The organism is Parafrankia elaeagni (genome assembly GCF_000374165.1).
Classification (GTDB): Bacteria; Actinomycetota; Actinomycetes; order Frankiales; family Frankiaceae; genus Parafrankia; species Parafrankia elaeagni.
The window spans coordinates 20,193-41,339 of record NZ_KB893730.1; the positions used below are offsets into that span (position 1 = coordinate 20,193).

General features: G+C 71.2%; 23 protein-coding genes. 6 read left to right on the plus strand and 17 right to left on the minus strand.

The features are described from left to right. Window positions 1-5 precede the first annotated feature (5 nt). The 6 genes from B207_RS0118230 to gvpO all read right to left on the minus strand — a co-directional run bounded on the left by B207_RS0118230 (window position 6) and on the right by gvpO (window position 3,541). Entirely contained in the window at window positions 6-455 is a 450-nt protein-coding gene (locus B207_RS0118230) for a gas vesicle structural protein GvpA (RefSeq protein ID WP_018638005.1), read from the minus strand. Next, window positions 452-994, minus strand: coding sequence for a gas vesicle protein GvpK (gene gvpK / locus B207_RS41640; RefSeq protein ID WP_018638006.1), 543 nt, complete (start codon window positions 992-994; stop codon window positions 452-454). Before gvpK ends, B207_RS0118230 begins: the two co-directional genes overlap by 4 nt. After that, window positions 991-1,326 (minus strand): gas vesicle protein, encoded by a 336-nt coding sequence (locus B207_RS0118240; RefSeq protein WP_018638007.1) that lies wholly within the window; start codon window positions 1,324-1,326, stop codon window positions 991-993. The genes gvpK and B207_RS0118240 overlap by 4 nt, the downstream gene beginning before the upstream one ends. Continuing rightward, window positions 1,319-2,572 (minus strand): GvpL/GvpF family gas vesicle protein, encoded by a 1,254-nt coding sequence (locus B207_RS0118245; RefSeq protein WP_018638008.1) that lies wholly within the window; start codon window positions 2,570-2,572, stop codon window positions 1,319-1,321. Before B207_RS0118245 ends, B207_RS0118240 begins: the two co-directional genes overlap by 8 nt. Further along, on the minus strand, window positions 2,547-3,134 hold the full coding sequence (locus B207_RS34475) for a gas vesicle protein (protein ID WP_018638011.1): 588 nt from the start codon (window positions 3,132-3,134) through the stop codon (window positions 2,547-2,549). Before B207_RS34475 ends, B207_RS0118245 begins: the two co-directional genes overlap by 26 nt. 101 nt (window positions 3,135-3,235) lie before the next feature. Next, window positions 3,236-3,541, minus strand: a complete 306-nt coding sequence (gene gvpO, locus B207_RS38530; protein ID WP_084692204.1) for a gas vesicle protein GvpO — start codon at window positions 3,539-3,541, stop codon at window positions 3,236-3,238. Window positions 3,542-3,958: 417 nt separating this feature from the next. Between gvpO and B207_RS0118260 the strand changes: the two genes are divergently transcribed. Next, window positions 3,959-5,173 (plus strand): hypothetical protein, encoded by a 1,215-nt coding sequence (locus B207_RS0118260; protein WP_018638015.1) that lies wholly within the window; start codon window positions 3,959-3,961, stop codon window positions 5,171-5,173. A gap of 11 nt (window positions 5,174-5,184) precedes the next feature. Then, the gene (locus tag B207_RS0118265; RefSeq protein WP_018638017.1) at window positions 5,185-5,892 is read left to right on the plus strand and encodes a hypothetical protein; all 708 of its coding nucleotides are present in this window, start codon (window positions 5,185-5,187) and stop codon (window positions 5,890-5,892) included. 49 nt (window positions 5,893-5,941) lie between these two features. Here the strand turns inward: B207_RS0118265 and B207_RS0118270 are convergent, their stop codons facing one another. Both B207_RS0118270 and B207_RS0118275 read right to left on the minus strand, forming a co-directional pair. Next, the gene (locus tag B207_RS0118270; RefSeq protein ID WP_018638019.1) at window positions 5,942-6,883 is read right to left on the minus strand and encodes a Rieske 2Fe-2S domain-containing protein; all 942 of its coding nucleotides are present in this window, start codon (window positions 6,881-6,883) and stop codon (window positions 5,942-5,944) included. Window positions 6,884-6,927: 44 nt separating this feature from the next. Further along, window positions 6,928-7,422: a ChaB family protein gene (locus B207_RS0118275; protein ID WP_018638021.1), complete on the minus strand. Its 495-nt coding sequence runs from the start codon at window positions 7,420-7,422 to the stop codon at window positions 6,928-6,930. Between the two features lie 185 nt (window positions 7,423-7,607). Here B207_RS0118275 and B207_RS0118280 point away from each other — a divergent pair, with 185 nt between their 5' ends. Further along, window positions 7,608-9,395, plus strand: coding sequence for a thiamine pyrophosphate-requiring protein (locus B207_RS0118280; RefSeq protein ID WP_018638023.1), 1,788 nt, complete (start codon window positions 7,608-7,610; stop codon window positions 9,393-9,395). 87 nt (window positions 9,396-9,482) lie between these two features. On the opposite strand, the gene B207_RS0118285 is transcribed toward B207_RS0118280, so the two are convergent. Both B207_RS0118285 and B207_RS40710 read right to left on the minus strand, forming a co-directional pair. Beyond that, window positions 9,483-10,019, minus strand: a complete 537-nt coding sequence (locus B207_RS0118285; RefSeq protein ID WP_018638025.1) for a DUF6328 family protein — start codon at window positions 10,017-10,019, stop codon at window positions 9,483-9,485. 83 nt (window positions 10,020-10,102) lie between these two features. Continuing rightward, a complete protein-coding gene (locus B207_RS40710; RefSeq protein WP_018638026.1) occupies window positions 10,103-10,243 on the minus strand; it encodes a hypothetical protein in 141 nt (46 codons plus the stop codon). A 219-nt stretch (window positions 10,244-10,462) separates the two neighbouring features. On the opposite strand from B207_RS40710, the gene B207_RS39880 reads away from it, so the two are divergent. Further along, on the plus strand, window positions 10,463-10,600 hold the full coding sequence (locus B207_RS39880) for a hypothetical protein (RefSeq protein ID WP_018638027.1): 138 nt from the start codon (window positions 10,463-10,465) through the stop codon (window positions 10,598-10,600). Continuing rightward, entirely contained in the window at window positions 10,584-12,752 is a 2,169-nt protein-coding gene (locus B207_RS0118300; protein ID WP_018638028.1) for a recombinase family protein, read from the plus strand. Before B207_RS39880 ends, B207_RS0118300 begins: the two co-directional genes overlap by 17 nt. Here the strand turns inward: B207_RS0118300 and B207_RS38535 are convergent. From B207_RS38535 to B207_RS0118325, 5 genes are all read right to left on the minus strand, one after another. After that, window positions 12,747-13,235 (minus strand): transposase, encoded by a 489-nt coding sequence (locus tag B207_RS38535; protein ID WP_154675445.1) that lies wholly within the window; start codon window positions 13,233-13,235, stop codon window positions 12,747-12,749. The two genes, B207_RS0118300 and B207_RS38535, sit on opposite strands and share 6 nt — an antisense overlap. Beyond that, window positions 13,160-13,675, minus strand: coding sequence for a winged helix-turn-helix domain-containing protein (locus B207_RS0118310; RefSeq protein WP_018638030.1), 516 nt, complete (start codon window positions 13,673-13,675; stop codon window positions 13,160-13,162). Before B207_RS0118310 ends, B207_RS38535 begins: the two co-directional genes overlap by 76 nt. A gap of 104 nt (window positions 13,676-13,779) precedes the next feature. Continuing rightward, the gene (locus B207_RS0118315; protein ID WP_018638031.1) at window positions 13,780-14,496 is read right to left on the minus strand and encodes a GntR family transcriptional regulator; all 717 of its coding nucleotides are present in this window, start codon (window positions 14,494-14,496) and stop codon (window positions 13,780-13,782) included. After that, window positions 14,493-15,494 carry a phosphotransferase family protein gene (locus B207_RS0118320; RefSeq protein ID WP_154675451.1) on the minus strand — a complete coding sequence of 334 codons (1,002 nt, stop codon included), beginning with the start codon at window positions 15,492-15,494 and terminating at the stop codon, window positions 14,493-14,495. The genes B207_RS0118315 and B207_RS0118320 overlap by 4 nt, the downstream gene beginning before the upstream one ends. Before the next feature lie 146 nt (window positions 15,495-15,640). Continuing rightward, on the minus strand, window positions 15,641-16,972 hold the full coding sequence (locus B207_RS0118325; RefSeq protein ID WP_018638033.1) for an acyl-CoA dehydrogenase family protein: 1,332 nt from the start codon (window positions 16,970-16,972) through the stop codon (window positions 15,641-15,643). A 131-nt stretch (window positions 16,973-17,103) separates the two neighbouring features. Between B207_RS0118325 and B207_RS0118330 the strand changes: the two genes are divergently transcribed. Beyond that, window positions 17,104-18,846: a thiolase C-terminal domain-containing protein gene (locus tag B207_RS0118330; RefSeq protein ID WP_018638034.1), complete on the plus strand. Its 1,743-nt coding sequence runs from the start codon at window positions 17,104-17,106 to the stop codon at window positions 18,844-18,846. 65 nt (window positions 18,847-18,911) lie between these two features. Here the strand turns inward: B207_RS0118330 and B207_RS34490 are convergent, their stop codons facing one another. Both B207_RS34490 and B207_RS0118340 read right to left on the minus strand, forming a co-directional pair. Beyond that, window positions 18,912-19,520 (minus strand): flavin reductase family protein, encoded by a 609-nt coding sequence (locus B207_RS34490; RefSeq protein WP_018638035.1) that lies wholly within the window; start codon window positions 19,518-19,520, stop codon window positions 18,912-18,914. Beyond that, window positions 19,513-21,042: a CYTH and CHAD domain-containing protein gene (locus tag B207_RS0118340; RefSeq protein ID WP_018638036.1), complete on the minus strand. Its 1,530-nt coding sequence runs from the start codon at window positions 21,040-21,042 to the stop codon at window positions 19,513-19,515. The genes B207_RS34490 and B207_RS0118340 overlap by 8 nt, the downstream gene beginning before the upstream one ends. Window positions 21,043-21,147: the final 105 nt, after the last annotated feature.

The window sequence follows — 21,147 nt, forward strand, 5'->3', positions numbered from 1 at the left end:
GGGGCTCACCCCTCCCGGCCGCCGCGGCGCTCCGCCGGCGCGGTCCGCCCGTCGGGCCGGCCGCGCCCGTTGTACGCGGCGGCGGCGGCCCCGGCGTCGGACGGCGATCCGCGCAGTACCTCGGCGACGTCCTCAGCGGTGTCCCGGAGCCCGCCCAGGGCACCCTTGACCCGGTGCCGGCTCGTGCCGTCGGTGACTTCGCGCATCAGCCCCGGCAGCCCCGCCACCTGTTCCTTGGGCTGGATGTCCAACCGGTTCACGGCTTCGGCGAACCGGAGGTAGGTGTCGACACTGGCGATCACGATGCGTGCGTCGATCGTCAGAATCTCGATGCCCACGAGGGCGACGCGTACATAGGCGTCGATGACGATGCCCTTGTCGAGGACGACGTCGAGGACGTCGGCCAGGCCGCTCGGCCTGGGCGCCCGTCCCATGGGATAGCTGGCGACGGTCATGGCGGTGTCCTCGCCTCCTCCCGGAGGCCCGGCCTCCGAGTGCTTGCCCTGGGCTCGCCCGCCTCCGGGCCGGCTGATCGCGCTCTGACGTCGCCCCTGCCTGCCCGCTCCTGGCGGGAGATGCCCCGGTTGTCCGGCCGTTCGACCGGGTTGTCCGGCCGTGCGCGCGCCGTGGAGCCGGGCGGCCAGGGTGTGGCGGCCCGCGGGCCGGCCCGGCTGTCGTCAGTGGCCCGGCTGTCGTCAGCGGCCAGGATCCGGCCGGCGCGCGCGACGGCGGCCTCGGCATCCTGGGCCGACAGACCCAGCGACTCCCGGACCTGCACCAGGCTGGCGCGGATCTCCAGCAGTGCCCGCCCGAGGTCGTCGATCTGCGCGGCGGTCAGCCCGCCGCCCTCCATCCGGCGGATGGCCTGGCGTTCCAGCACCTCGCGCAGCAGCTCCAGGACCACCACCACGAGCTGGCCGAGCCCGCGCCCCACGTCATCGGGGTCCGCGTCGAGCCGCAGGCGCCGGCCGTCATCGCGCCTGGCGGTCGTCATGGCCGGACCTCGCCGCTTCCTTCGCTGCTTCCTTCGATGGCGGTCTGGACGCCGACCAGCAGCAGGCGGAGATCGACGCGCAGCAGGTCCACCCCGGCGAGGGCGACGACCACGTCACCACTGACGACCGCGCCGGTGTCGACCAACCTGTCCAGCAGGTCCGCGAGCGGCTGCGCCGAACTGCGGGCGGATCGCCGCCCCGGCGGGCTCCCCGGCCGCGACCGGGCCGGCCGCGACCGGGCACCGGCGCCACCGCCCGGGTAACCGCCACCGCCCAGGTAATCGCTGCCGCCCCGGTACCGCGGCGTCGGGACGAATCGCTGATCAGCCACTCTCCTCACCTGGTCCGATCTGGTCACCTGGTCCGGGCCGGGGCGCTGAAGCAGGTAGGGCGGAACCCGTCCCGTGGACGGAGTCGACCTGCCCGTTCCCGCCCAGCGTCAGGTGGACGAAGGAGTAGGGCGGCCACGGCCCCGAAACCGCGCAGAGATACCCGGCCTCCTCCAGGGGCGGACCCAGCCGTTCAGTGGCCTCGAGGAACCGCTCCTCCTCGTCGCGTTCGACGAGGTAGGCACCGTCGAAGACCCGGTCCGGCCGGCCGGGGCGACGGGCCGCGTCACGCGCATGGGCGGACAGCTCCCGATGTGTCCGCTCGATGAGCCGGGCCGCCTCGTCGCGCCGTCGCTCCTCCTCGTGCAGCTCGTCCCGGCGGGCCGCGAGGTAGGCGGTGCCCGCCCCCGCACCAGCGGTGCCCCCCGCCGCGGCCGCCGCGGTCGTCCCGTCAGCCCCCGCTGTGGGCACGGCAGCCGTCGACGCCTCGGCCTCACCCGCTGTGTCGATTCGGAAACCCCACTCGCGCGCGCCATGAAGCGCGTCGAGCGCACGCGGCAGCTCCTGGTCAGGATCGTCAAGCACGGCGGCCGCCTCGTCCTCGCCGGGGAGCACAGTCCCGAACCGGAGCGGCAGGACGCCCGCGCGATCCTGCAGCTCCCGCAGGACCTGATCGTGGCCGCGGGCCAGGGCCGCGAGACGTCCGGTCTCCGACAGATCCTCCTCGACGTCCCGCAGCAGGCCCGGATCGATGGCTGAGACCACGAGCGAGATACCACCGCGCGTGACGGTTTGGACGCCTGTTCCCTCAGCGAGGCCGGGCAGGCCCGCAACCTCGGTGTCGGAGCGGACGATCCCGTAGGCGTAGAGCACTCGCGCCTGCTCGATGCCCCCGGGCGACCGGCCGTCGCGGCCGTCGCGGCCGGCTGGCCCGGCATCGCGGTCGGTCGCCGCGGGGCCACCGCGACCAGCCCGGTGATGTTCCCGGCGTTCCGGCGCCGGCTGGCGGGCCGGGGGGCCCGGGTCCGATCGGTGTTCCCGGACTTCCGGTGCCGGTGGCAGGGGCCACGTCGTCGAGCCCCGCCCATCGCAGGCGGCTCTGGTTATCTCCTGCGCCAGGAGCTGGGCCAGTTGCGCGCGCGCGACCTCGCGGGCTTCGGTCACGGCTTCGGCCATGACGCCGGGCGCGAGCCGGGTGGCCAGCTCGTCGAGCCCGCTGAAGTCAGCGTCCGCCGGGGCCACCGCCACGCCTCCGTCCGTCCTGCCTTGGTCCGTCCTGCCTTCGTGCGTCACGCCCACGTTCCGAGTCCTGGACCCAGAACGGCCGCGGCCCGTCGCGGCGGAGGCCTGCTTCCGTCGGAAGGGCCGCCTCGGCGGGAATGCCAGTGGGGGGATTCGCCCGGGATTCGACCGCAACCTCGTCCCGGTACGGGAGGCCTTCCCGTACCGAGCTTTCGAGCGTGGCGAGCCGCGCACGGAGTTCCTGGTTCTCCATGTGGAGCGCCTGCATGGTCTCGTCCCGCAGTTCCCGCTCCTGCTCCCGCTGCAGCGACTGTGCCTCGCGGCTGTAGAACGGATCCGTGGTCCACCAGTCGAGGCCCATTTCGCGTGCGGTGTCGGCCGATGCGATGAAAAGGCGCAGTTTGAGTGTGAGCAGCTCGACGTCGAGGACACTGATGACGACGTCTCCGACGATCACAACTCCCTTGTCGAGAACTCTCTCCAGCACGTCGGCGAGAGAGTCCGAGTGCGACCCGCTCAGCGCGCGCAGCCGCGGGGGCCCTGCGAGAGATCCGCGATCGACCGTCATGATGCACGTTCTTCCAGCTGTCTGCCGTGCTCCGGATACCTGCGGTGCCGCCCGGCGGCGGTGGCCCCTGGCAGCCGCGCTGAGCGCTCGGAGATCAGGGCTCAATCGGTGGAGCCGCGCACGAATCTCCGCAACCGCTCATAGCCGACCAGGAAGCCCTGCTCGTCGACGTCGAGCCGGTAGGTGGCGAGCACGCTGGTTGTCGACGGGATGCGTTCCAGCTCGGTGAGGTCCACCAGCAACGACCATCCCGCGTCCGTCCGGCGTGCCCCGGTGACCCGTTCGGGAGCCTGGCCCACCAGATCCCCGAACTCCGCGAGCGAGCGACTGACAATGGTGCCGAGTCCGTCGTGTCCACTTATCTGGTGCGTCCGCTCGCCCTCGTCCGCCGAGTCGTCGCGTGGCATGACACCCACCGGGTGATATGTCGGCCGTCCCGGGCTCATGGCGGCGGTCCGACGACAATGTGGCGCCCTCCCCCTGCCCGACCGAACCTGCCGCAAACCCTCTGTCCGGCCTGCGCAGAGCCGCCGCCCTCCCCCGGGACGGTCGGTGTTTGACGGCGTCTGGCGACGGAACGAGTCAGAGGGCGGGGGAGCAGACACCCCGCAGCATCAGCGAGCAGTCGGCCGTGCACGGAGGTTCTGCGCGGAGGCGCCTCATGGCGTTTTTATGCGCGGGCGTGTCCCAGGTGAGGCCGGCACATTGTGACGTCATCAGCTGATCGTGATGTCCCCAGCGCACGTGGCTGGCGAGGGACCGCGACGCCAGCGGACCCGCTCAGGCAGCAGCCCGCACAATCAGTGGACCGGGGAGCCGGACTTATGAGCTTTGATCCTCTGCACGAGAAGGGCATCGCCCTCGACGACCAGGTGCGCAACTGGTCGGAACTGAACGTCGCACCCTACGACCGCAACGAGGTCGACCCCTACACCCGGTGCCGGGTGATCGCGATGAACGGCATCGAGGTCGAGAGCATTCTGTTCAGCCACCAGTTCAACCGGCACACCGACGTGCCGGAGGTCAAGGAGGTCCTGGCCGAGGCCAGGGCCCTTGAGCAACAACAGCAGAAGGTCGTCAACTGGCTCATACCCGGCGACGAATCGACGTTGGAAGTCACCCTCGGATACGAACAGGTGGCCGTCGACCTGACGGCCTGGCTCGCCCGCAGCGAGCCGGACCCGTATCTGAAGCAGACCTATGACTTCGGCCTTGTCGAGGATTTCGACCATCTGTACCGGTACGCCAACCTTTACGAGCTCCTGGAGGGCAGGACCGCCGAGGGGGTCGTGCGGCAGCTCACCGAGGTGATGCCGGGCCGCCCGACCGCCAACGAACACCGGCACCCGCGGGACAACATCCGCCGGCACCTTGACGCGCACACCGCCGATCCGCGCAGCCGCCTGCACGCCATCACCATCACCGCGGCCGAGCAGCAGACCATGAACTTCTACATGAACATCGGCAACAGGTACATGGAGCCGCTGGCGCGGTCGCTCTACGCGGAGATCGCGATGGTCGAGGAGGAACACGTCACCCAGTACGAGTCGATGCTCGACCCGGCCGAGAGCTGGTTCGAGCAGCTCGTCCAGCATGAGTACAACGAGTGCTACATGTACTACTCCTTTGCCGCCCAGGAGCCGGACCGGCGCATCAGGGACATCTGGGAGCTGCACCTGGCGATGGAGATCGGGCAGCTTCAGGCGGCGACTGAGCTGCTGAAGCGGTACGACGGCCGGGAGCCCGAGGAGATCCTGCCCGCGGCGCTGCCGGAGCCCGTCCGGTTCGAGCCCAACAAGGAGTACGTGCGGGACATCCTCGCGGACCAGGTTGACCTGACGAGCCTCGGAACGGGCTACGTCATGGACTCCCACCGCCGGTTCCAGGAGCGCCAGGCGAAGGTCAACGCGGGTGGAGTGCCCAGCGAGCAGGTCATCGACGACCACCGGCAGCGGTTCGGCACGGACTACCGGCTGGAGACCGAGGGCCCGCACCCGGTGGAGCGGCTGCGGGCCGAGTCGTACGCCCGTTCGACCTGACAGGAGTGAAAATGCCAGTCACCGTGGTACGCCCCGAGACCGGAGCCGTCATCCGGCCCGGACCGATGGTCACCGTATCCCCGCTGCGCGAGGTCGCCGAGGACGACTACGGCGACCTCGCCCGGGACACGGGCCTGCACGGGCCGTTTCTGGCCGATCAGCTCTCCGCGTTCGTCGCGCACGAGCGGAAGCGGGTCAGCCTGCTCCGCACCCTGCGGGCCCGTGCGGACAACCCCGGCCTGCGTTCCCGCTACGGCGAGCTCGAGAGCGAGACCTTCCAGGCGATCGGGATCTGGGAGCGGTTGATCGAGAGCCTCGGCGGGAACCCCCAGTACGCCAGTCCCGCCGGTCGCGCCGTCGAAGGTCTGGACACGAAGACGACTGAGGCACTCCTGTTGTCCGGTTCAGCTGATCCGGAGACCTTCGACCAGGCCGGGCTACGGGCCTTCGCCGCCGCCGCGACGCAGTCCGGGCTGAACGTGCGGCTGCTCGCCGCCCTCGCCCGCGGAGCGGACAAGGGCACCTCCCGGGATCTGCTGGAGTCGGCGGTTCGGGAGCTGGAACCCACGGCGCATGGCCATGCCGACTGGGCGGGCGAGAAACTGGAGAAGGTCGCGATCTCCCACGCGAAGCATTCCGCCGTCCGGAAGGTCGCGCAGGCTGCCGAACGGATGACCGCGAAGGCACGGTCCGTCCTCGGCGGCGACCGGGACGGCTGACGGCCACCCGGTCTCCTCCCACCCGCTCCCACCCGCCACCCGCTGCTCGTCACACCGGCTGGCTCGCGCGGGGCTCTGCCGTGGTGACGGTGGCGTGATCCCCGCCGCGGGCCGGCAGCAGTTCTCGGCCCGTGGAGGGCCCGACGGGGTTGGCCCGCAGCGAGCGGACCTCCGACCGGCGCAGTTCCACCCGCCCGGCGGTCTCGCGGACCTCGTACACCGGCTGCGGACGAGTCGCCGGGCCCTGGACGACCTCGCCGGAGGCCAAATCGAACTGACTTCCGTGCCAGGGGCAGCGCACACAGCCGCCGGTGCGCTCGCCCTCGTGCAGCGGGGCACCCCGGTGCGTGCAGCGGTCGCTGATGGCGACGACCCGGCCGTCGACCCGGGTCAGCAGCACCGGCACCCCGTCGATCTCGACCTGCCGCAGGTCCGTGGTGACCTCGCCGGCCGCGAGGACGTCCGTCCACTCGGTGGGGCCGCGCTGGAAGGCGGTGGTGTCCACCCCGACTCCGAGGGCATAGGCCAGATGGCCGCCCAGCCAGCCACCGACACCGAGGGCGGTCGCCCCGGCGAGGCTGGCCGCCAGCCCGCTCCCGCCACGGCGCCGCTGGCGCCACGACACCGCGTAGCTCGCGAGCCCGACGATGTTGGACGCGGCGTGGACGAGGCCGACGCGGCGCTCGGCGCCCGCGGTGTCGAGCCAGTCCGACCAGCCGGCCAGTGCGGCCGCGGGGGCCGTCAGGAGACCGAGGCCGATCAGCCGGCGGGCGGCGGGGCGAAGCTCCGCGCCGCCGGTGACGTCCAGCAGGGTCGCGCTCAGCAGCGTCCCGGCCGGTACGAGCACGGCCGCCGGATGCAGTGGGTGCCCGAGCTGCCGGCCGCTGAGGACGTCCCGCAGCTTCTCCGATCGGAGCGCCGACATCCAGAATGCCGACACGCGCCCGGCGACCGGATCAATCCTCTCCTCCCGCTCGATGCGATCGAACATTTGTTCTGATCCACGCATGTTCGCCTCTTTTCACATCGTGCGCGTCACCTCGTGCGCGCCGCGGCGGTGGCTCGCCGGTTCGCCTTCTTGATGGCCTCCACGAGGTCGGCCTTCTTCATCGTCGAACGCCCCGCGATGTCGAGATCGCGGGCGACCTCCCGCAGGTGCGCCACGGAGGCGTTGGCGTCGACGCCCTCCGCTGTCCGGGACGGATTGCGCAGCGACTGCGGTGCCCGCTTCGCGGCCTGCGCGTCGGAAGGTCCGGCCTTGGCCTTCGGTTCCCAGTGGTCGCCCGTCTTCTCATGGGTGTGCTTGAGGGAGGCGAAGGCGGCCCGGTGTGCCCGTGCGCCTTCCCCGTAGGTCTCGACGGCTGAATCGTGGGTCTTCTTCCACGTGCGCACGGCCTTGTCGTCCGAACGGGCCACCGTCGAGGGGACGTCGGAGCGGGCCTGTTCCGCCTGCCGCCGCTTGTCCTGCGTCCTGCCCGGCGCCTTGCCGTCCTGCTTCCCGGCCCCGCCGTCCTGCTTCCTGGTTGCCATCACTCGCTCGCTCTCCGCGGTTCAACCGGTCCCCCGCTTGACGTCCGGGGTCTTCCCGGGGCTCTGGGGATGAACCCCGGTTCTGCCGGGCCCGCCGGAGGTGTTTTGGTCCTGGCCGCCGGGGGAGAGCGCTCGGGAGCGCCGGGACGCGGCCCGCCCGCCGGAGTGCGAAAGGACCCCCTGACATGAGTCAGACCGTCGGTGACCACGTTCTCGCCCGTCTGCGTGAGTGGGGGGTCGAGCAGGTCTTCGGCTATCCGGGGGACGGCATCAACGGACTGCTGGCCGCCTGGGGTCGAGCTGACAACCAGCCGCGGTTCGTGCAGACCCGCCACGAGGAGATGGCGGCGCTGGCCGCGGTCGGGTACGCGAAGTTCTCCGGACACGTCGGAGTGTGCGCCGCGACGTCCGGCCCGGGGGCGATTCACCTCCTCAACGGCCTCTACGACGCGAAGCTGGACCACGTTCCGGTGGTCGCGATCGTCGGCCAGACGGACCGCTCGGCGATCGGCGGCTCCTACCAGCAGGAGGTGGACCTGCTCAGCCTGTTCAAGGACGTCGCCAGCGACTACGTGCAGATGGTGACCGTTCCCGAGCAGCTGCCGAACGTGCTGGACCGGGCGTTCCGGGTGGCGATGGCGGAGCACGCCCCCACCTGCGTGATCATTCCGGCGGATGTCCAGGAGCTCAGGTACACCGGGCCGTCGCACGAGTTCAAGATGGTCCCGTCCAGTCTGGGCGTTCGCTGGCCGGCGGTGTCCCCGGACGACAACGGGGTGCGTGCGGCGGCGGAGCTGCTGAACGCCGGCAGGCGGGTCGCGATTCTGGCCGGGCAGGGCGCCCGGGGCGCGCGGGCGGAGCTGACGCAGGTCGCGGACCTGCTGGGCGCCGGGGTCGCGAAGGCGCTGCTGGGCAAGGACGTCCTGGCTGACGATCTGCCCTACGTCACCGGGGCGATCGGCCTGCTGGGCACCCGGCCGAGCTACGAGCTGATGCGGGACTGCGACACGCTGCTCACGGTCGGGTCGAACTTCCCCTACACCCAGTTCCTGCCCGAGCTGGACCAGGCGCGCGCCGTGCAGATCGACATCGACGCGAAGTACATCGGAATGCGGTACCCGTACGAGGTCAATCTGGTCGGGGACGCCGCCGCCACCCTGCGCGCGCTCATGCCCCTGCTCCAGCGCAAGGAGGACCGGGGCTGGCGGGAGAGGGTCGAGAGCAATGTCGCCCGGTGGTGGGAGACGGTCGAGCGGGAGGCATTCGTCGAGGGAAAGCCCATCAACCCGATGCGGCTGTTCTGGGAGGCCTCGTCACGGCTGCCGGACAACGCGATCATCGCCGCGGACTCCGGTTCGGCCGCCAACTGGTATGCGCGTGACCTGCGGTTCCGTGGCGAGATGCGCGGTTCTCTGTCAGGCACGCTGGCGACGATGGGCCCAGGTGTGCCCTATGGCATCGGGGCGAAGTACGCGCATCCCGACCGACCGGTCGTCATCTTCGAGGGTGACGGGGCGATGCAGATGAACGGAATGGCCGAGCTGCTCACCATCGCCCGCTACTGGCGGGAGTGGTCGGACCCGCGGTTCGTGATCGCCGTCCTGCACAACAACGACCTGAACCAGGTGACCTGGGAGATGCGGGCCATGCAGGGCGCGCCGAAGTTCACCGAGTCGCAGACGCTGCCCGACGTGTCCTACGCCGACTTCGCCCGCTCGGTGGGGCTCGACGGGATCGCCGTCGACGAGCCCGGGCAGATCGGGGGCGCCTGGGAGCGGGCTCTGTCGGCCGGGCGGCCGGTGGTGCTGGACGTCCGTACCGATCCGGACTTCCCCCCGATTCCCCCGCACGCCACGTTCGAGCAGGTGCGCGACGCCGCCGCGGCCCTCCTCAAGGGGGACGAGAACCGCTGGGGCGTGTTCTCCGCCGGCCTGCGGACCAAGGCTCAGGAACTGCTGACCCGCCGCGGCTGACCCGAGGGCCCCGGTGGTTCGGCACCCCGGCCACACCAGGCGGCTGTCGAACCACGGTTCGGCAGCCGCCTGTCTCAGTCGCCTGTCTCAGTCGATCGCGGTCGCCAGTGGCCGGATGGCGACCGGAACCGCGACCCACAGGACCGCGAACATCACCAGGCTGACCGCACCGGCGACAACGCCGGCCGTGAAGCCCTTGGTCACGTCGAAGATGAGCACCACGACGCCGGAGACAGCCACCGCGAACAGGGCCAGGCCCGCCTGGGCCAGCCGGTTCGCCACCACCACCAGATTCTCCTTCTCCTTCTTCCGGAACATGGCGCGATGCATGCTGACCGGAGTCACCAGCAGGCCCATGGCGGAGATTGCCAGCCCCACGACCCCGAGATAGAGCCACTCCTGGCCCGAACTCAGCGTGGAGAACCTGTTCTGGAACGGCAGCGCGAGGAGGAACGCCGAGAGCAGCTGCACGCCGGTCTGCGCGACCCGCAGTTCCTGGAGAATCTCCGCCCAGTTGCGGTTGCGGCGCTCCTCCGGTGTCTCGCCCGGCCCAGGGCCGCGGTTCTCGTCATCGGCCTGTGGGTGGCGGTCCGGTTCGGCGGATTTTTCCACGACCTCGCTCATGATCTTCCAATTACCCAGTTCAGGCGTGTTGATGCCGGTTGGATACCTGGAAAGAACGCGGTACTGAACTTTAATGCGTAGAGTCATGTTGACCACAGCTCCTCCCAGGCCAGGCCGGTTTCGGCGAAGAACCCGAAGAGCAGACCGGGCCGGTACTGCAGCTGTTTCAGTCCGTGCTTGACCGCCTGGCAGACCTCGTCGAGGCCGCGGGCTGCCAGGTGCACCAGGGCGGTGCGTTTGAGTTGGGACCATGCTCCCTCAGTCGGTTTGCCGCAGTGCGGGCTGCGATGGACAGGGCGGTGTTGACGCGCCGATTATCGGTAGGGAGGGCCTGCTGCGGCTGGTTGAGCTGGTTGATCGACTGCGGGTCCGTGGGCAGTGTGAAGGCGGTGCGTCGTGGACAGCGCCGGGACAGGAGACGGCCTCCCCAGATCGAGGCGGTCGTGCGGTGGGCGTTGCTGCCGGAGCCGAACCGGCGGGAGGCGACCGAAATTCTGATCATGCTGGTGGAGCGGCTGGCGGGTCGGATGGTCGACGGCGGCGGGTTGGGCGGCGGTGATGTTGATGCTGCTGCTGGGTGAGCGTGAGACGGGCAAGGTCCAGGGTCGGCATCGGGACCGTCTGGCGGTGGTGTACGTGCGCCAGTCCTCCCGTCAGCAGGTGGTTGACCATGGCGAGTCGACCCGGCTGCAGTACGGGCTGAGGGAACGGGCGGTGGCGTTGGGCTGGCCGTCCTCGCGGGTGCTGCTGATCGATGAGGATCTGGGGCGTTCGGCGGGTGGTGCGGCTGAGCGGCCGGGGTTCGCCCGGCTGGTCACCGAGATCAGCCTGGGGCATGTGGGTCTGGTGCTGGGGTTGGAGATGTCGCGGCTGGCTCGGGTAGGCCGTGACTGGTATCAGCTGGTCGAGTTGTGTTCGCTGGCGGGAGTGCTGCTGGCCGACACCGATGGGGTTTACGATCCGAATGAGTACAACGATCGGCTGCTGCTCGGGTTGAAGGGCACCATGAGCGAGGTCGAGCTGCACCTGCTTAAGCAGAGGATGACGGCGGGGCGGTGGGTCAAGGCGGGCCGTGGGGAGTTGGCGGTGCCGCTGCCGGCCGGATATGTGCGCCGCTCCTCGGGAGAGGCTGCCCTCGATCCGGACGAGCAGGTCCAGGCTGTGGTGCGTCTGGTGTTCGAGATGTTCGACCGGCTGGGTACCGTGCACGCGGTGTTGCGGTTCCTGGTGGAAAACCGTGTGCAGATCGGGATGCGGGAGCGGTCGGGGCCGGGGAAGGGCGAGGTGGTCTGGCGTCCGCCGCACCAGCAGGGCCTGGTCAACATGCTTCGTAATCCGGTGTATGCGGGGATCTACGCCTATGGTCGTAGCCGCACCGATCCGTCTCGGCGGCGCCCCGGGTGCGAGCATTCCGGACGGGTCCGCGGCCTGGGTGCCGAGCAGTGGCGGGTGCGTATCGACGGTGCGCTGCCGGCCTATATCAGTGTCGAGCAGTACGAGCGCCATCTCGCGCGGATGGCCGCGAACCGGGCGCGGGCGGACAGCCCAGGAGCCCCGCGGGATGGTCCGGCGCTGCTGGCCGGGCTGGTGGTCTGCGGACGTTGCGCGCATCGGATGCAGGTCTCCTACGAGTCCGGGGCTGGCGGGCTGCTGCACCGCTACTGCTGTCAGCGGCGCCATCACACCTACGGTGAGCCGCGTTGCCAGCAGCTGGCCGGGGCCGTGGTAGACGATCATGTTGTCTCCCGGGTGCTGGTAGCGCTGGCACCGTCGGGACTGGAAGTGTCGCTGCGTGCAGCCGAGCAGATCGAGGCGCACCGCGCGCAGGTGGAACGGATCTGGGGGCAGCGCCGGGAACGCGCCGAGTACGCCTGCGAACGCGCCCGCCGCCAGTACCAGCTGGCCGAGCCTGAGAACCGTCTGGTGACCAGGCAGCTTGAACGCGAGTGGGAACAGGCACTGGCCGCCCGGGCACAGCTCGCCGAGGACCATACGCGGTTCACCCGCCAGCGCCCCGCCCGTCTCTCCGCCGCCGACCAGGCCGCGATCCGCGCTCTGGCTGCCGACATCCCGGCGCTGTGGTCGGCTCCGACGACCACCGTGGCCGACCGCAAGAGACTGATCCGCGCGGTGGTCGACCAGGTCACGGTCACCGTCGCCGGCGCCAGCGAGCGGGTGCACGCCGTCATCACCTGGGCCGGCGGCTACCAGACCCACGCCGACCTGGTCCGCCCGGTGGCCCGGATCGACCAGCTGTCCTACCGCCCGGCGCTGGCCAGACGGCTCGAACAGCTCGTCGCGGCGGGCCTGGGTAACTCCGCGATCGCCGACCAGCTCGCCGCCGACGGGTTCCACACCCCCCACCTGCATGAACGTTTCAACGTCGGCGAGATCCAGCATCTGGTCCGCCGTCTGGGCCTGCGCCCCGGCCTGGATGACAACCGTCGCACCGACCAGGGCAGCCTCGGCCCCGACCAGTGGTGGCTGACCGCGCTTGCTCGCCAGATCGGGATGCCGGCGGCGACCTTGTACACCTGGATCCGGCGTGGCTGGGCCACCGGACGCCAGGACAGCCGACCGCCCTACCGCTGGATCATCACCGCCGACCAGGCCGAGATCGAACGGCTGCGTGCCCTGCACCAGCTCCCGGCCGGCTACCACAACCGCCGCCGCTGGACCGACGACCCCGCCGAGGAGCAACCCTCATATCGGCAAGGAGAAAGAACATCATGACCAGAGAAATCTACGCACCCCGCAGTCCGGCAAACCCATCTCGGCCGGGTTCAGGTCCGGGGCGTAGGCGGGCAGGAGCACCGTGCTCACCCAGCCGGTGTGCTCCCGTAGGAACGTGGTCATCTCCGCCTGCCGGTGGATGTTCACCCGGTCCCAGACCAGTACCAGCCGGCCCCCGGGAAGCTGGGCGTGCGCGGCGGCCAGCAGATCCCGGCAGTCGGCCCAGCCGATACCTTTCTGTCCGCCACCACCACGCCAGGTCCGGGTCCGGTAGAGCAGTCGTGGCCGCCACCCGGGCCGGTAGCAGACCATCCCGACCACGCTCACCCGGCCGTTCCCGCCCCGCCCGGGTACCCGCACCACCGGTGTCCGCCCGCGCCGACCCCAGGTCCGTGCCCGTGGCGGCCTCAGGCTCTGTCCTGTCTCGTCGAGGAAACAGATCCAGGCGCCCTGGGCCGCCGCGGTGGTTTTACCGCCGGCCACTCCTGTCGCGTCCAGGTCTCGACCGTGGCGTCGTCGCGTTCGAGCGCGCGGCGAGCGGGCAGCTGGCACGACCAGCCATGGCGGTCCAGCAGCAGCCACACCCCGGCCAGGGTGTAGGTGACTCCGAACTCCTGCTCGATCACCTCGGCGATCCGGGCCAGGGTCCACCGCTGATCATCCCAGCCGTACGGTCCCGGACCACGGCGCAGGATCGCTTCCAGCCGGGCCAGGTCCCGGTTGTTCAACCGGCACCGCGACCCCGACCCGGCCGAGCGCAGCCCGGCCTCACCCTCGGTCTCCCAGAGTCGGTGCCAGCGGCTCGCGGTCTTCGGGGTCACCCGGAACTCCCGGGCGACCTCGGCCTGGCTCGCCCCCGCCGCGAACCGGCTGGCCGCGGCCAACCGGACCCGCTCACGTTCCACCTGATCGGCGGGCGTCAACCCGCCACCCGTCGCATACCTCATACAACCGGTCTACCCAACACAAACCCGCTGGTAGACAGGGACAGAAAACCGCTCTGACCTCAAAGATTAAAGCTCAGTAGTCACACCCGCCCCGTCGCTTCGGGTGGTGGCCAGTAGCCGCGGCTGCGCAGGTGGTCAATGGTGACGGCGGCGCAGGAGCGCACGTGCTCCTCGCTGGTCCGCGTCGCCTCCGCCACGTCACCGGACCGGATCGCGCCGAGCAGCTGCTCCCGGTACTTCGCCTCGTTGCCCGCCGACGCCGGAGAATCGAAGTAGAAGCTGCCCTGGAGCACCCCGCCGAGGAACGCGAGAATCGCGTCCAGCCGCGGTGACTTCCCCGCCGTGGCGACGATCTGGAAGAAACGGCGGTCGAGAGCCCTGCGGCGGGACGCCTCCTCGGTGCCGGCGATTTCCCGGTGCAGCCGGTCCAGCTCGTCCAGCTCCTGTGCCGTCAGTTTCCGTACCGCGCGCCGCGTGGTCATCCCGGACACCAGCGCGACGACCTCGTAGTGGTCCTCGATGTCCTCGACGGTGACCTCGGCGACGAACGCGCCGCGGCGGGGAACCGCGTCCACGAAGCCCTTCTGCGCCAGTTCGATGAGCGCCTCGCGGACCGGTGCGCGGCTGATCCCGAGCACCTCGGCGATCTCGTCCTGGTCGACCTTGCTCCGTGGGGGCAGGCTGCCGGAGACCACCGCCTCCCGGATGAAGGCGGCGGCCTCGTCCTTCAGATTGCCGTAGCGCCGCCGACCCGCCGCGAGCCGGCGGATCGCGCTCGGGTCGGCGGCACCCGTCACTGCACTGCCTGCCACGGCACCGCCGGGTAGTCGCTCGAGGCGGCGGTTTCCGCCGCCTCACGCATGTACCTGACCACGTAACCTCCGAAATCCTCGAGCTTCGGGTCGCCGTCGGCACGCTGGTAGCCCTGCTCAAGGACGATTGCCAGCTTCCATTTTGCCAGCACCAGGTAGTAGTCGAAGTCATCCACCTGCCGACCGGAGCGCTCCGCGTAGAACGCGAGGAGTTTCGAGCGCGGCGGCATGCCCGCGAGGTGCTCGTGGTCCGCCGGGCCGTCGGGATCCTCCGGCCAGCTGTGCAGCGCCCAGGCGACGTCCAGTTTCGGGTCGCCGATCGTGCCCATCTCCCAGTCCAGGATGGCCGCCAGCCGGGCCGGTGTGCCATGCCGGAACATCACGTTCGGGAACTGGTAGTCGCCGTGCATGACACCCGGGACGAAGTCGAGTGGCCGGTGGCACGCCAGCCAGGCCGTCGCCTCGTCGAGACCCGGGATCTCCCGGCCGCGGATCCGCTCGTAGAACCGCGTCCAGCGCGCCACCTGCCGCTCGTGGTAGCCGTCGGGCCGGCCGAGGTCGCCGAGGCCGCGGGCCCGCCAGTCCACGGCGCCCATCCGCGCGATGCCGTCGACGAGCTCGTAGGCCAGGTCGCCGCGGGCCTCCAGATCCTGGTCGAACGGCGGTGCCCACCACCCCGGCGTGCTCATCACCGACCAGCCGTCCACCACGTCCATCAGGTAGAAGGGACGGCCGATGACGCTCGGGTCATCGCAGACGGCGATCGCGTCGGCGACCGGGACGTCCGTGCCGGTGAGCGCCTCGATGATCCGCCACTCCCGCAGGATGCCGGCGTCCCGCTCGGCCGGGGCCGCTGCCGGCGGCCGGCGCAGCGCGGCGCGGAAGTCGCCCCGGCCGACCTCGAAGATCTCGTTCTGTCGCCCACCGGAGAGCAGCCGCGCGGTAACCGGGTGCCCGCTGCCGGGCAGGTCCTGGCTGTCCATCCACCGGCCCAGCGCGCCGACATCGAGGCCCGCGCCGACATCGAGGCCTGCGCCGACGTCGAGGCCTGCGGTGACGTCGGCGTCGGCCTCACCGCCGGCGCCGGCGGTGAGCTCCGCAGCCGACGCCGGGTTCGCGTCAGTCGTGCTCATACGATGTCTTCCCCGCCCACGAGCGCCGGGTCCGTGGCGTCGATACCGAGCAGCTCGGCGTACTTCCTGCGGGCCTTCTCCTGCCGGTTCGGCAGGTAGTAGGTCGGCCAGATGCCCTCGGCGGGCCTGCCCGTGCGCAGCACGGCGCGCGCGACCGTCACCCGGTGGATCTCGCTGGGGCCGTCGGCCAGGCCCAGGATCATCGAGCCGGAGAACCACTCGTTGAGGGGCAGGTCGTTCGTCGTCCCGAGCGCTCCGTGCACCTGCAGCGCCCGCTGGGTGATGTTGTGCATGACCTGCGGCGTGAGGACCTTCACGGCGGCGATGTCGTGCCGGACGGCGCGGTAGTCCTTCAGCTTGTCGATGCGCCAGGCCACGTACAGCACGTACAGCCGGAACTGGGTGAGCTCGGCGTAGGAGTCGGCCAGGTAGTTCTGCACCGACTGCTTGTCGGACAGCCGGCTGCCCTTCGTCTCCCGGCTCAGCGCGCGTTCGACCATCATGTCCAGGGCACGGCGGGCCTGGCTGACAGTGCGCATCGCGTGGTGGATCCGCCCCCCGCCGAGACGGGTCTGGCTGATCGCGAAGGCCTGCCCCTCACCGCCGAGAACGTTCTCGGCCGGGACGTGGACGTCGGTGAAGCGGACGGTCCCGTGAGTGCCGTTCCCGGCCTTCTCCTGCCCGAACAGCGCCTGGTTGCGTTCGATCACGATGCCCGGCGTGTCGCTGGGCACGATGAACATCGACGCGCCCTGGTGGACGCTGACGTCCGGGTTGGTGACCGCCATGACGAGGTAGAACGACGCCCACCGGGCGTGCGAGGCGAAGAACTTCAGGCCGTTGATGACCCAGCCGTCGCCGTCCCGCTCGGCACGGGTGGTGAACACGCTCGGGTCGGAGCCGCCCTGCGGCTCGGTCATCGCGAAGCAGGAGACGATGTCGCCGTCCAGCAGGGGCTGGAGGTAGCGCTTCTTCTGCTCCTCGGTCCCGTAGTGGGCGAGGATCTCGGCGTTGCCCGTGTCGGGCGCGGCCGTCCCGAAGATCACCGGTCCCCAGGCCGCCCGTCCGATGATCTCGTTGAGCAGCGCGAGCTTCACCTGGCCGTAGCCCTGGCCGCCGAGGTCGGCGCCGAGGTGGCAGGCCCACAGTTCCTGGTCGCGGACCTGCTGCTTGAGCGGTTCGATGATGCGGGCCAGCAGCGGGCTGACCGGCCGCTGGAAGACCTGGTGCCGCCACAGGGTCTCGAGCGGCTCGACCTCCTCGGTGACGAACTCCTCGGCCCAGTCGAGCTTCTTCTGGAACTCGGGCTCGGTCTCGAACTCCCACACAGGGCGCCTCCAGCGGCTTGGGGGGGATTGCTTTCTCAAGTCTCAAAAATATTATCTGGAGTGTGACGACTCGGGACAGCGATGGCAAGAGACAGCACGACGGACAGGCCGGCGGGGACGGAGGCGCCCCGGTGGCCCGCCCACTGCCGGCGGTGGACGATCTCAACGCCTTCTACTGGTCCGCGGGTCGGGACGGCGTCCTGCGGTTCCAGCGCTGCGAGGACTGCGCCTCGCTCACCCACCCTCCGCAGCCCGTCTGCCGCTACTGCCGCTCCGAGCGTCGAGGGGCCGCCGAGGTCAGCGGCCGCGGGACCGTCGTCGGCGTCACCGTCAACCACCAGCAGTGGGAGCCGGCCTTCCCGCCCCCCTTCGTCGTCGCCTCCGTGGCGATCGACGAGGATCCGCGGGTCCGCGTGGTCACGAGCCTGGTGGACGTCCCGCCCGCGGACGCGGCGGTCGGGCTGCGGGTCCGCGTGCGGTTCGAGCAGCGCGAGGACGTGTGGCTACCGGTCTTCGCGCCGGACCCGCCGCTGGCGGACCTGGGAACTCCGTCCGACGTGGCAGCCTCGCCCGCACCGGGCGGGAGCGTCCACGGCCCGGTGTTCGGGCCCCTGCCCGATGACATCGTGCCGCCCGCCGAGCACGGGCGGCATGTGCGTCCCATGGTGCGCGCCGACAAGTTCGAGGACAGGGTGGCGATCACCGGCATCGGCATGTCGCCGGTCGGCCGGCGGCTCATGCTGCCACCGCTCACCCTGGCCGCCACCGCAGCCAGAGCGGCGGTCGCCGACGCCGGGCTGGACCTGGCCGACATCGACGGGCTGTCCACCTTCCCCGGCGGCGAGCTGATCGGCGGCTTCACCGAGGGCGGGGTGGTCGCGCTCGCCGACACCCTCGGTATCCAGCCCACCTGGTACAACGGCGGTGCGGAGACCTTCGGCCCCGGCGGCGCGGTCATCGGCGCCATGCTCGCGGTCGCCAGCGGCCTCGCCCGGCACGTCCTGTGCTTCCGGACGGTGTGGCAGGCCACCTACGCCGCGCAGCAGCGTGCGGCCAACCCCGGGGGCGCCAGCCCCTACGGCATCGGCGGCCGAGGCGGCCGGGTGGCGGGGCCGCAGGGGTATGTCGCGCCGTACGGCCTGGGTTCCGTCGCGCTCAACCTCGGCATGATCGCCTCGAACTACTTCCGCCGCTACGGTGCCACCCGCGAGGCTCTGGGCTGGATCGCGATCAACCAGCGTGCCAACGCGGCGCTCAACCCGCACGCCGTGTACCGCGACCCGATGACCATGGACGACTACCTCTCCGCCCGCATGATCACCACTCCGTTCGGGCTGTACGACTGCGACGTCCCGATGGACGCGAGCATCGCCGTCATCGTCTCGGCGGTGGAGACCGCGCACGACCTCGCCAGGCCGCCCGTGTTCGTCGAGGCGGTCGGCACCCAGGTCACGGAGCGTTTTCTCTGGCACCAGAGCACGATGAGCCACGAGCCGCAGACCCTCGGCCCCTCCGCGCACATGTGGTCACGCACCTCGCTGCGCCCGGCCGACGTGCAGGCCGCGCAGCTCTACGACGGCTTCACTTTCAACTGTCTGTCGTGGCTGGAGGCCATGGGCTTCTGCGGTGTCGGCGAGGCGGCGGACTTCGTCGCCGGCGGCCACAACATCGCCCGCGAAGGCGGGATCGTGGCGCTCAACACCCACGGGGGGCAGCTCTCCGCGGGTCGTACGCACGGGATGGGCATGATCCACGAGGCGGTCGTCCAGCTGCGTGGCGAGGCCGGCCCGCGTCAGGTCGACAGCTGCTCCGCCGTCGCCGTCAGCACCGGCGGCCTCGCCCCGGCCGGCGCGATGCTGCTGCGCCGGCCCTGAGAGGTCACCACATCGCCGCTGGCGCGCCGCGCCGCGTCGCTCGCGCCGCGCCGCGCCGCGCCGCGTCAGCGGATGCCGAGATCGCCGTCGCCGGGCGGCGCGGCCTGCCGGACCGCCCCGCTGCCCGGCCCCGACCCCGGTCCTGCCCCCGGCCGTGGTCCGAGCGTGCCGTAGCTGCCGTCGTGGTAGATCAGCGGCGGGTCAGCCCGGCCGACGCGGCTCTCCAGGATCTCCGCGATGACCAGGTGGTGGTCCCCTTCGACCGTGCGCCGCCGGATGCGGCAGCGCATCCAGACCTCCGCGTCGAGGAGCAGGGGCTCGCCCCCGGGCAGCCTGCGCCAGCGGGTCGGGGGCGCGAACCGGTCGGCTCCGGGCCGCGCGAACCGGGCCGCGAGGTCGTCATGGCCCGCGGAGAGCAGATGGACCACGAGCGTGCTGGCCCCGGTCAGCACGGAGGCGAGGGACGAGCGGGTCGACAGCGCCAGCGAGACCAGCGGCGGCTCCTCGGACAGCGACGCCACGGAAGTCGCGGTGAAGCCCACCGGGCCGCGCGGGCCCGCCATGGTCACGATCGTGACACCGGCGGCGTGCCGCCGGAACACACGGCGCAGGTCGACAGGCCCGCGTGCGGATGCCTCCGCCGCGGGCCGGGGGGACACGGCCCGCTCAGCCATGGAGCCAGCGCCGGTAGCGCCTGCGGGCGAGTCCGGGCCAGCGCGCCGTGAACTCGTCGATCGTCCGCTCGGCGCGTGCGTTCTCGGCGCCGGTGAGCAGCCCGTAGGTGTAGGACGACTCGCCGGCCAGGTTCGCCGCGATCGCGAGTGTCCGCATCCGCTCCCGGGCCACGACGCAGTCCTGGTGCTCGCCGAGCATGTCCTGGACCTTCTTCGCCCGCCTGCCGAGCCGCGCCGCATCCGGGCCGAAGACGGGGGCGACCGCCTCGCAGGCGTACCGCAGCCGCTTGGCCGCCTTGCGGGCGTCGTGGTGGGCGACATCGCTGGGCCGGCCGGCTGCCGCGCGCTCGGCCCGCGCCACCCGCCGGGTCAGCCGCCGGTCAGCCTTGCGGGCCAGCTTCGGGAGCACCTGGGACGCGGGACGGCGGGCAGGCGCGGTCTGCTCCGTGTCAGCCACAAAGGCCAGCAGGGTCTCGATGAACGTCAGGTACTGCTCGCTGCGCAGATAGGCGACGGCGCGCTGCGCGCCGCGGAGCCGCTCACCCAGGAAGGTCTGCTCCACCCTGGCGCGGACCGGGCCGAGGACGGCTTCCGTCGGCTGCGAGTCGACGGCGCGCAGGTGGCGCGCCAGCTGCACCTCGGCATCGCGCGGGACGCCGAGAGCCTCGCCGAGCGCTCTGAGGCCCGTCTGGATCTCGGCCGCCCGCGCCGGGTCGAACAGCGGGCGGAACGTCTGCACCGTGCTGCGCAGCCGCCTGGCCGCCACCCGCATGTCGTGTACGGCTTCCGGGGTGTCCAGGCGGACCCGTGGGTCCTCCTCCAGCAGCCGCGCCGTCTGCTCGGCCAGATAGCCGTGGATGACCGCGCTGGCGCGGTCATCCACGGTCAGCGGCCCGGCAGGGATCTCGACCTCGGCAGGCCCGACATCGTCGCCCAGGGCGCGCAGCAGCTTCGCGGGGGCGTGGGACGGCCGGGCGCCCGCCTCGCGAAGCGCCTTCGCGGTGGCGGGCAGGACCCTCGTTCCGGCCCTGTCGACGGCCTCGAGCTCGATCTCGCGCCAGGTCGACACGACCGTCCTGTCGCCCATTGTCTGGGCCTTGACCAGGTCGTCCGCAACCTCGATCAGGTCGGCGCCGGTCGCATCGCTCAGCCGCTGGGCACGGCGGACGGTGGACAGGTGGGCCACCGGCCGTAGTGCGTGCCCGCGGGTGCGTACCGAGACCAGGTCGAGCAGGTCCTCCGGGATGACATCGGGATCACCCAGGGAGCGCTGGATCTCGTCGCGCTCCCCGTCCGCGGCGGGCAGTTTCAGATGCCAGCCCTGGTCCGCACCGCCCCGGCGGCGGCGCAGCACCAGGCGGTTGCGAGCCAGCCGCAGGTCGTCGGTGTCGTAGTAGACGGCGTCGAGGTGGCGCTCCTCGACGCCGGAGGCGGAACTGACGCCGCGCACGCGGGTGAGCGCCGGCAAGGCGAAGGTGCTGTCCACGTCGAACTTCCGCTCGACCTCGTGCGTGCTGCCCATGACCACGCTCCGTCTCCGTCGTACCCGCTTTCGTACCCGCGCCGGCACCCTGCGCAACGGGGCCGGACCCATCATCGTGGCGGCACGTCGCAGGCGGGTACCGAC

Excerpts from the sequence above, each read along its gene's own strand:
- B207_RS0118300 (WP_018638028.1), top strand. The coding sequence starts at position 10,584 with ATGCTGCTGCTGGGTGAGCGTGAGACGGGCAAGGTCCAGGGTCGGCAT.
- B207_RS34490 (WP_018638035.1), bottom strand. The coding sequence starts at position 19,520 with ATGGCTGAGCGGGCCGTGTCCCCCCGGCCCGCGGCGGAGGCATCCGCA.
- B207_RS0118285 (WP_018638025.1), bottom strand. The coding sequence starts at position 10,019 with ATGAGCGAGGTCGTGGAAAAATCCGCCGAACCGGACCGCCACCCACAG.
- gvpO (WP_084692204.1), bottom strand. The coding sequence starts at position 3,541 with ATGCCACGCGACGACTCGGCGGACGAGGGCGAGCGGACGCACCAGATA.
- B207_RS0118270 (WP_018638019.1), bottom strand. The coding sequence starts at position 6,883 with ATGTTCGATCGCATCGAGCGGGAGGAGAGGATTGATCCGGTCGCCGGG.
- B207_RS0118280 (WP_018638023.1), top strand. The coding sequence starts at position 7,608 with ATGAGTCAGACCGTCGGTGACCACGTTCTCGCCCGTCTGCGTGAGTGG.
- B207_RS0118275 (WP_018638021.1), bottom strand. The coding sequence starts at position 7,422 with ATGGCAACCAGGAAGCAGGACGGCGGGGCCGGGAAGCAGGACGGCAAG.
- B207_RS0118260 (WP_018638015.1), top strand. The coding sequence starts at position 3,959 with ATGAGCTTTGATCCTCTGCACGAGAAGGGCATCGCCCTCGACGACCAG.
- gvpK (WP_018638006.1), bottom strand. The coding sequence starts at position 994 with ATGACGACCGCCAGGCGCGATGACGGCCGGCGCCTGCGGCTCGACGCG.
- B207_RS0118340 (WP_018638036.1), bottom strand. The coding sequence starts at position 21,042 with ATGGGCAGCACGCACGAGGTCGAGCGGAAGTTCGACGTGGACAGCACC.
- B207_RS0118320 (WP_154675451.1), bottom strand. The coding sequence starts at position 15,494 with ATGGACAGCCAGGACCTGCCCGGCAGCGGGCACCCGGTTACCGCGCGG.
- B207_RS0118265 (WP_018638017.1), top strand. The coding sequence starts at position 5,185 with ATGCCAGTCACCGTGGTACGCCCCGAGACCGGAGCCGTCATCCGGCCC.
- B207_RS34475 (WP_018638011.1), bottom strand. The coding sequence starts at position 3,134 with ATGACGGTCGATCGCGGATCTCTCGCAGGGCCCCCGCGGCTGCGCGCG.
- B207_RS0118230 (WP_018638005.1), bottom strand. The coding sequence starts at position 455 with ATGACCGTCGCCAGCTATCCCATGGGACGGGCGCCCAGGCCGAGCGGC.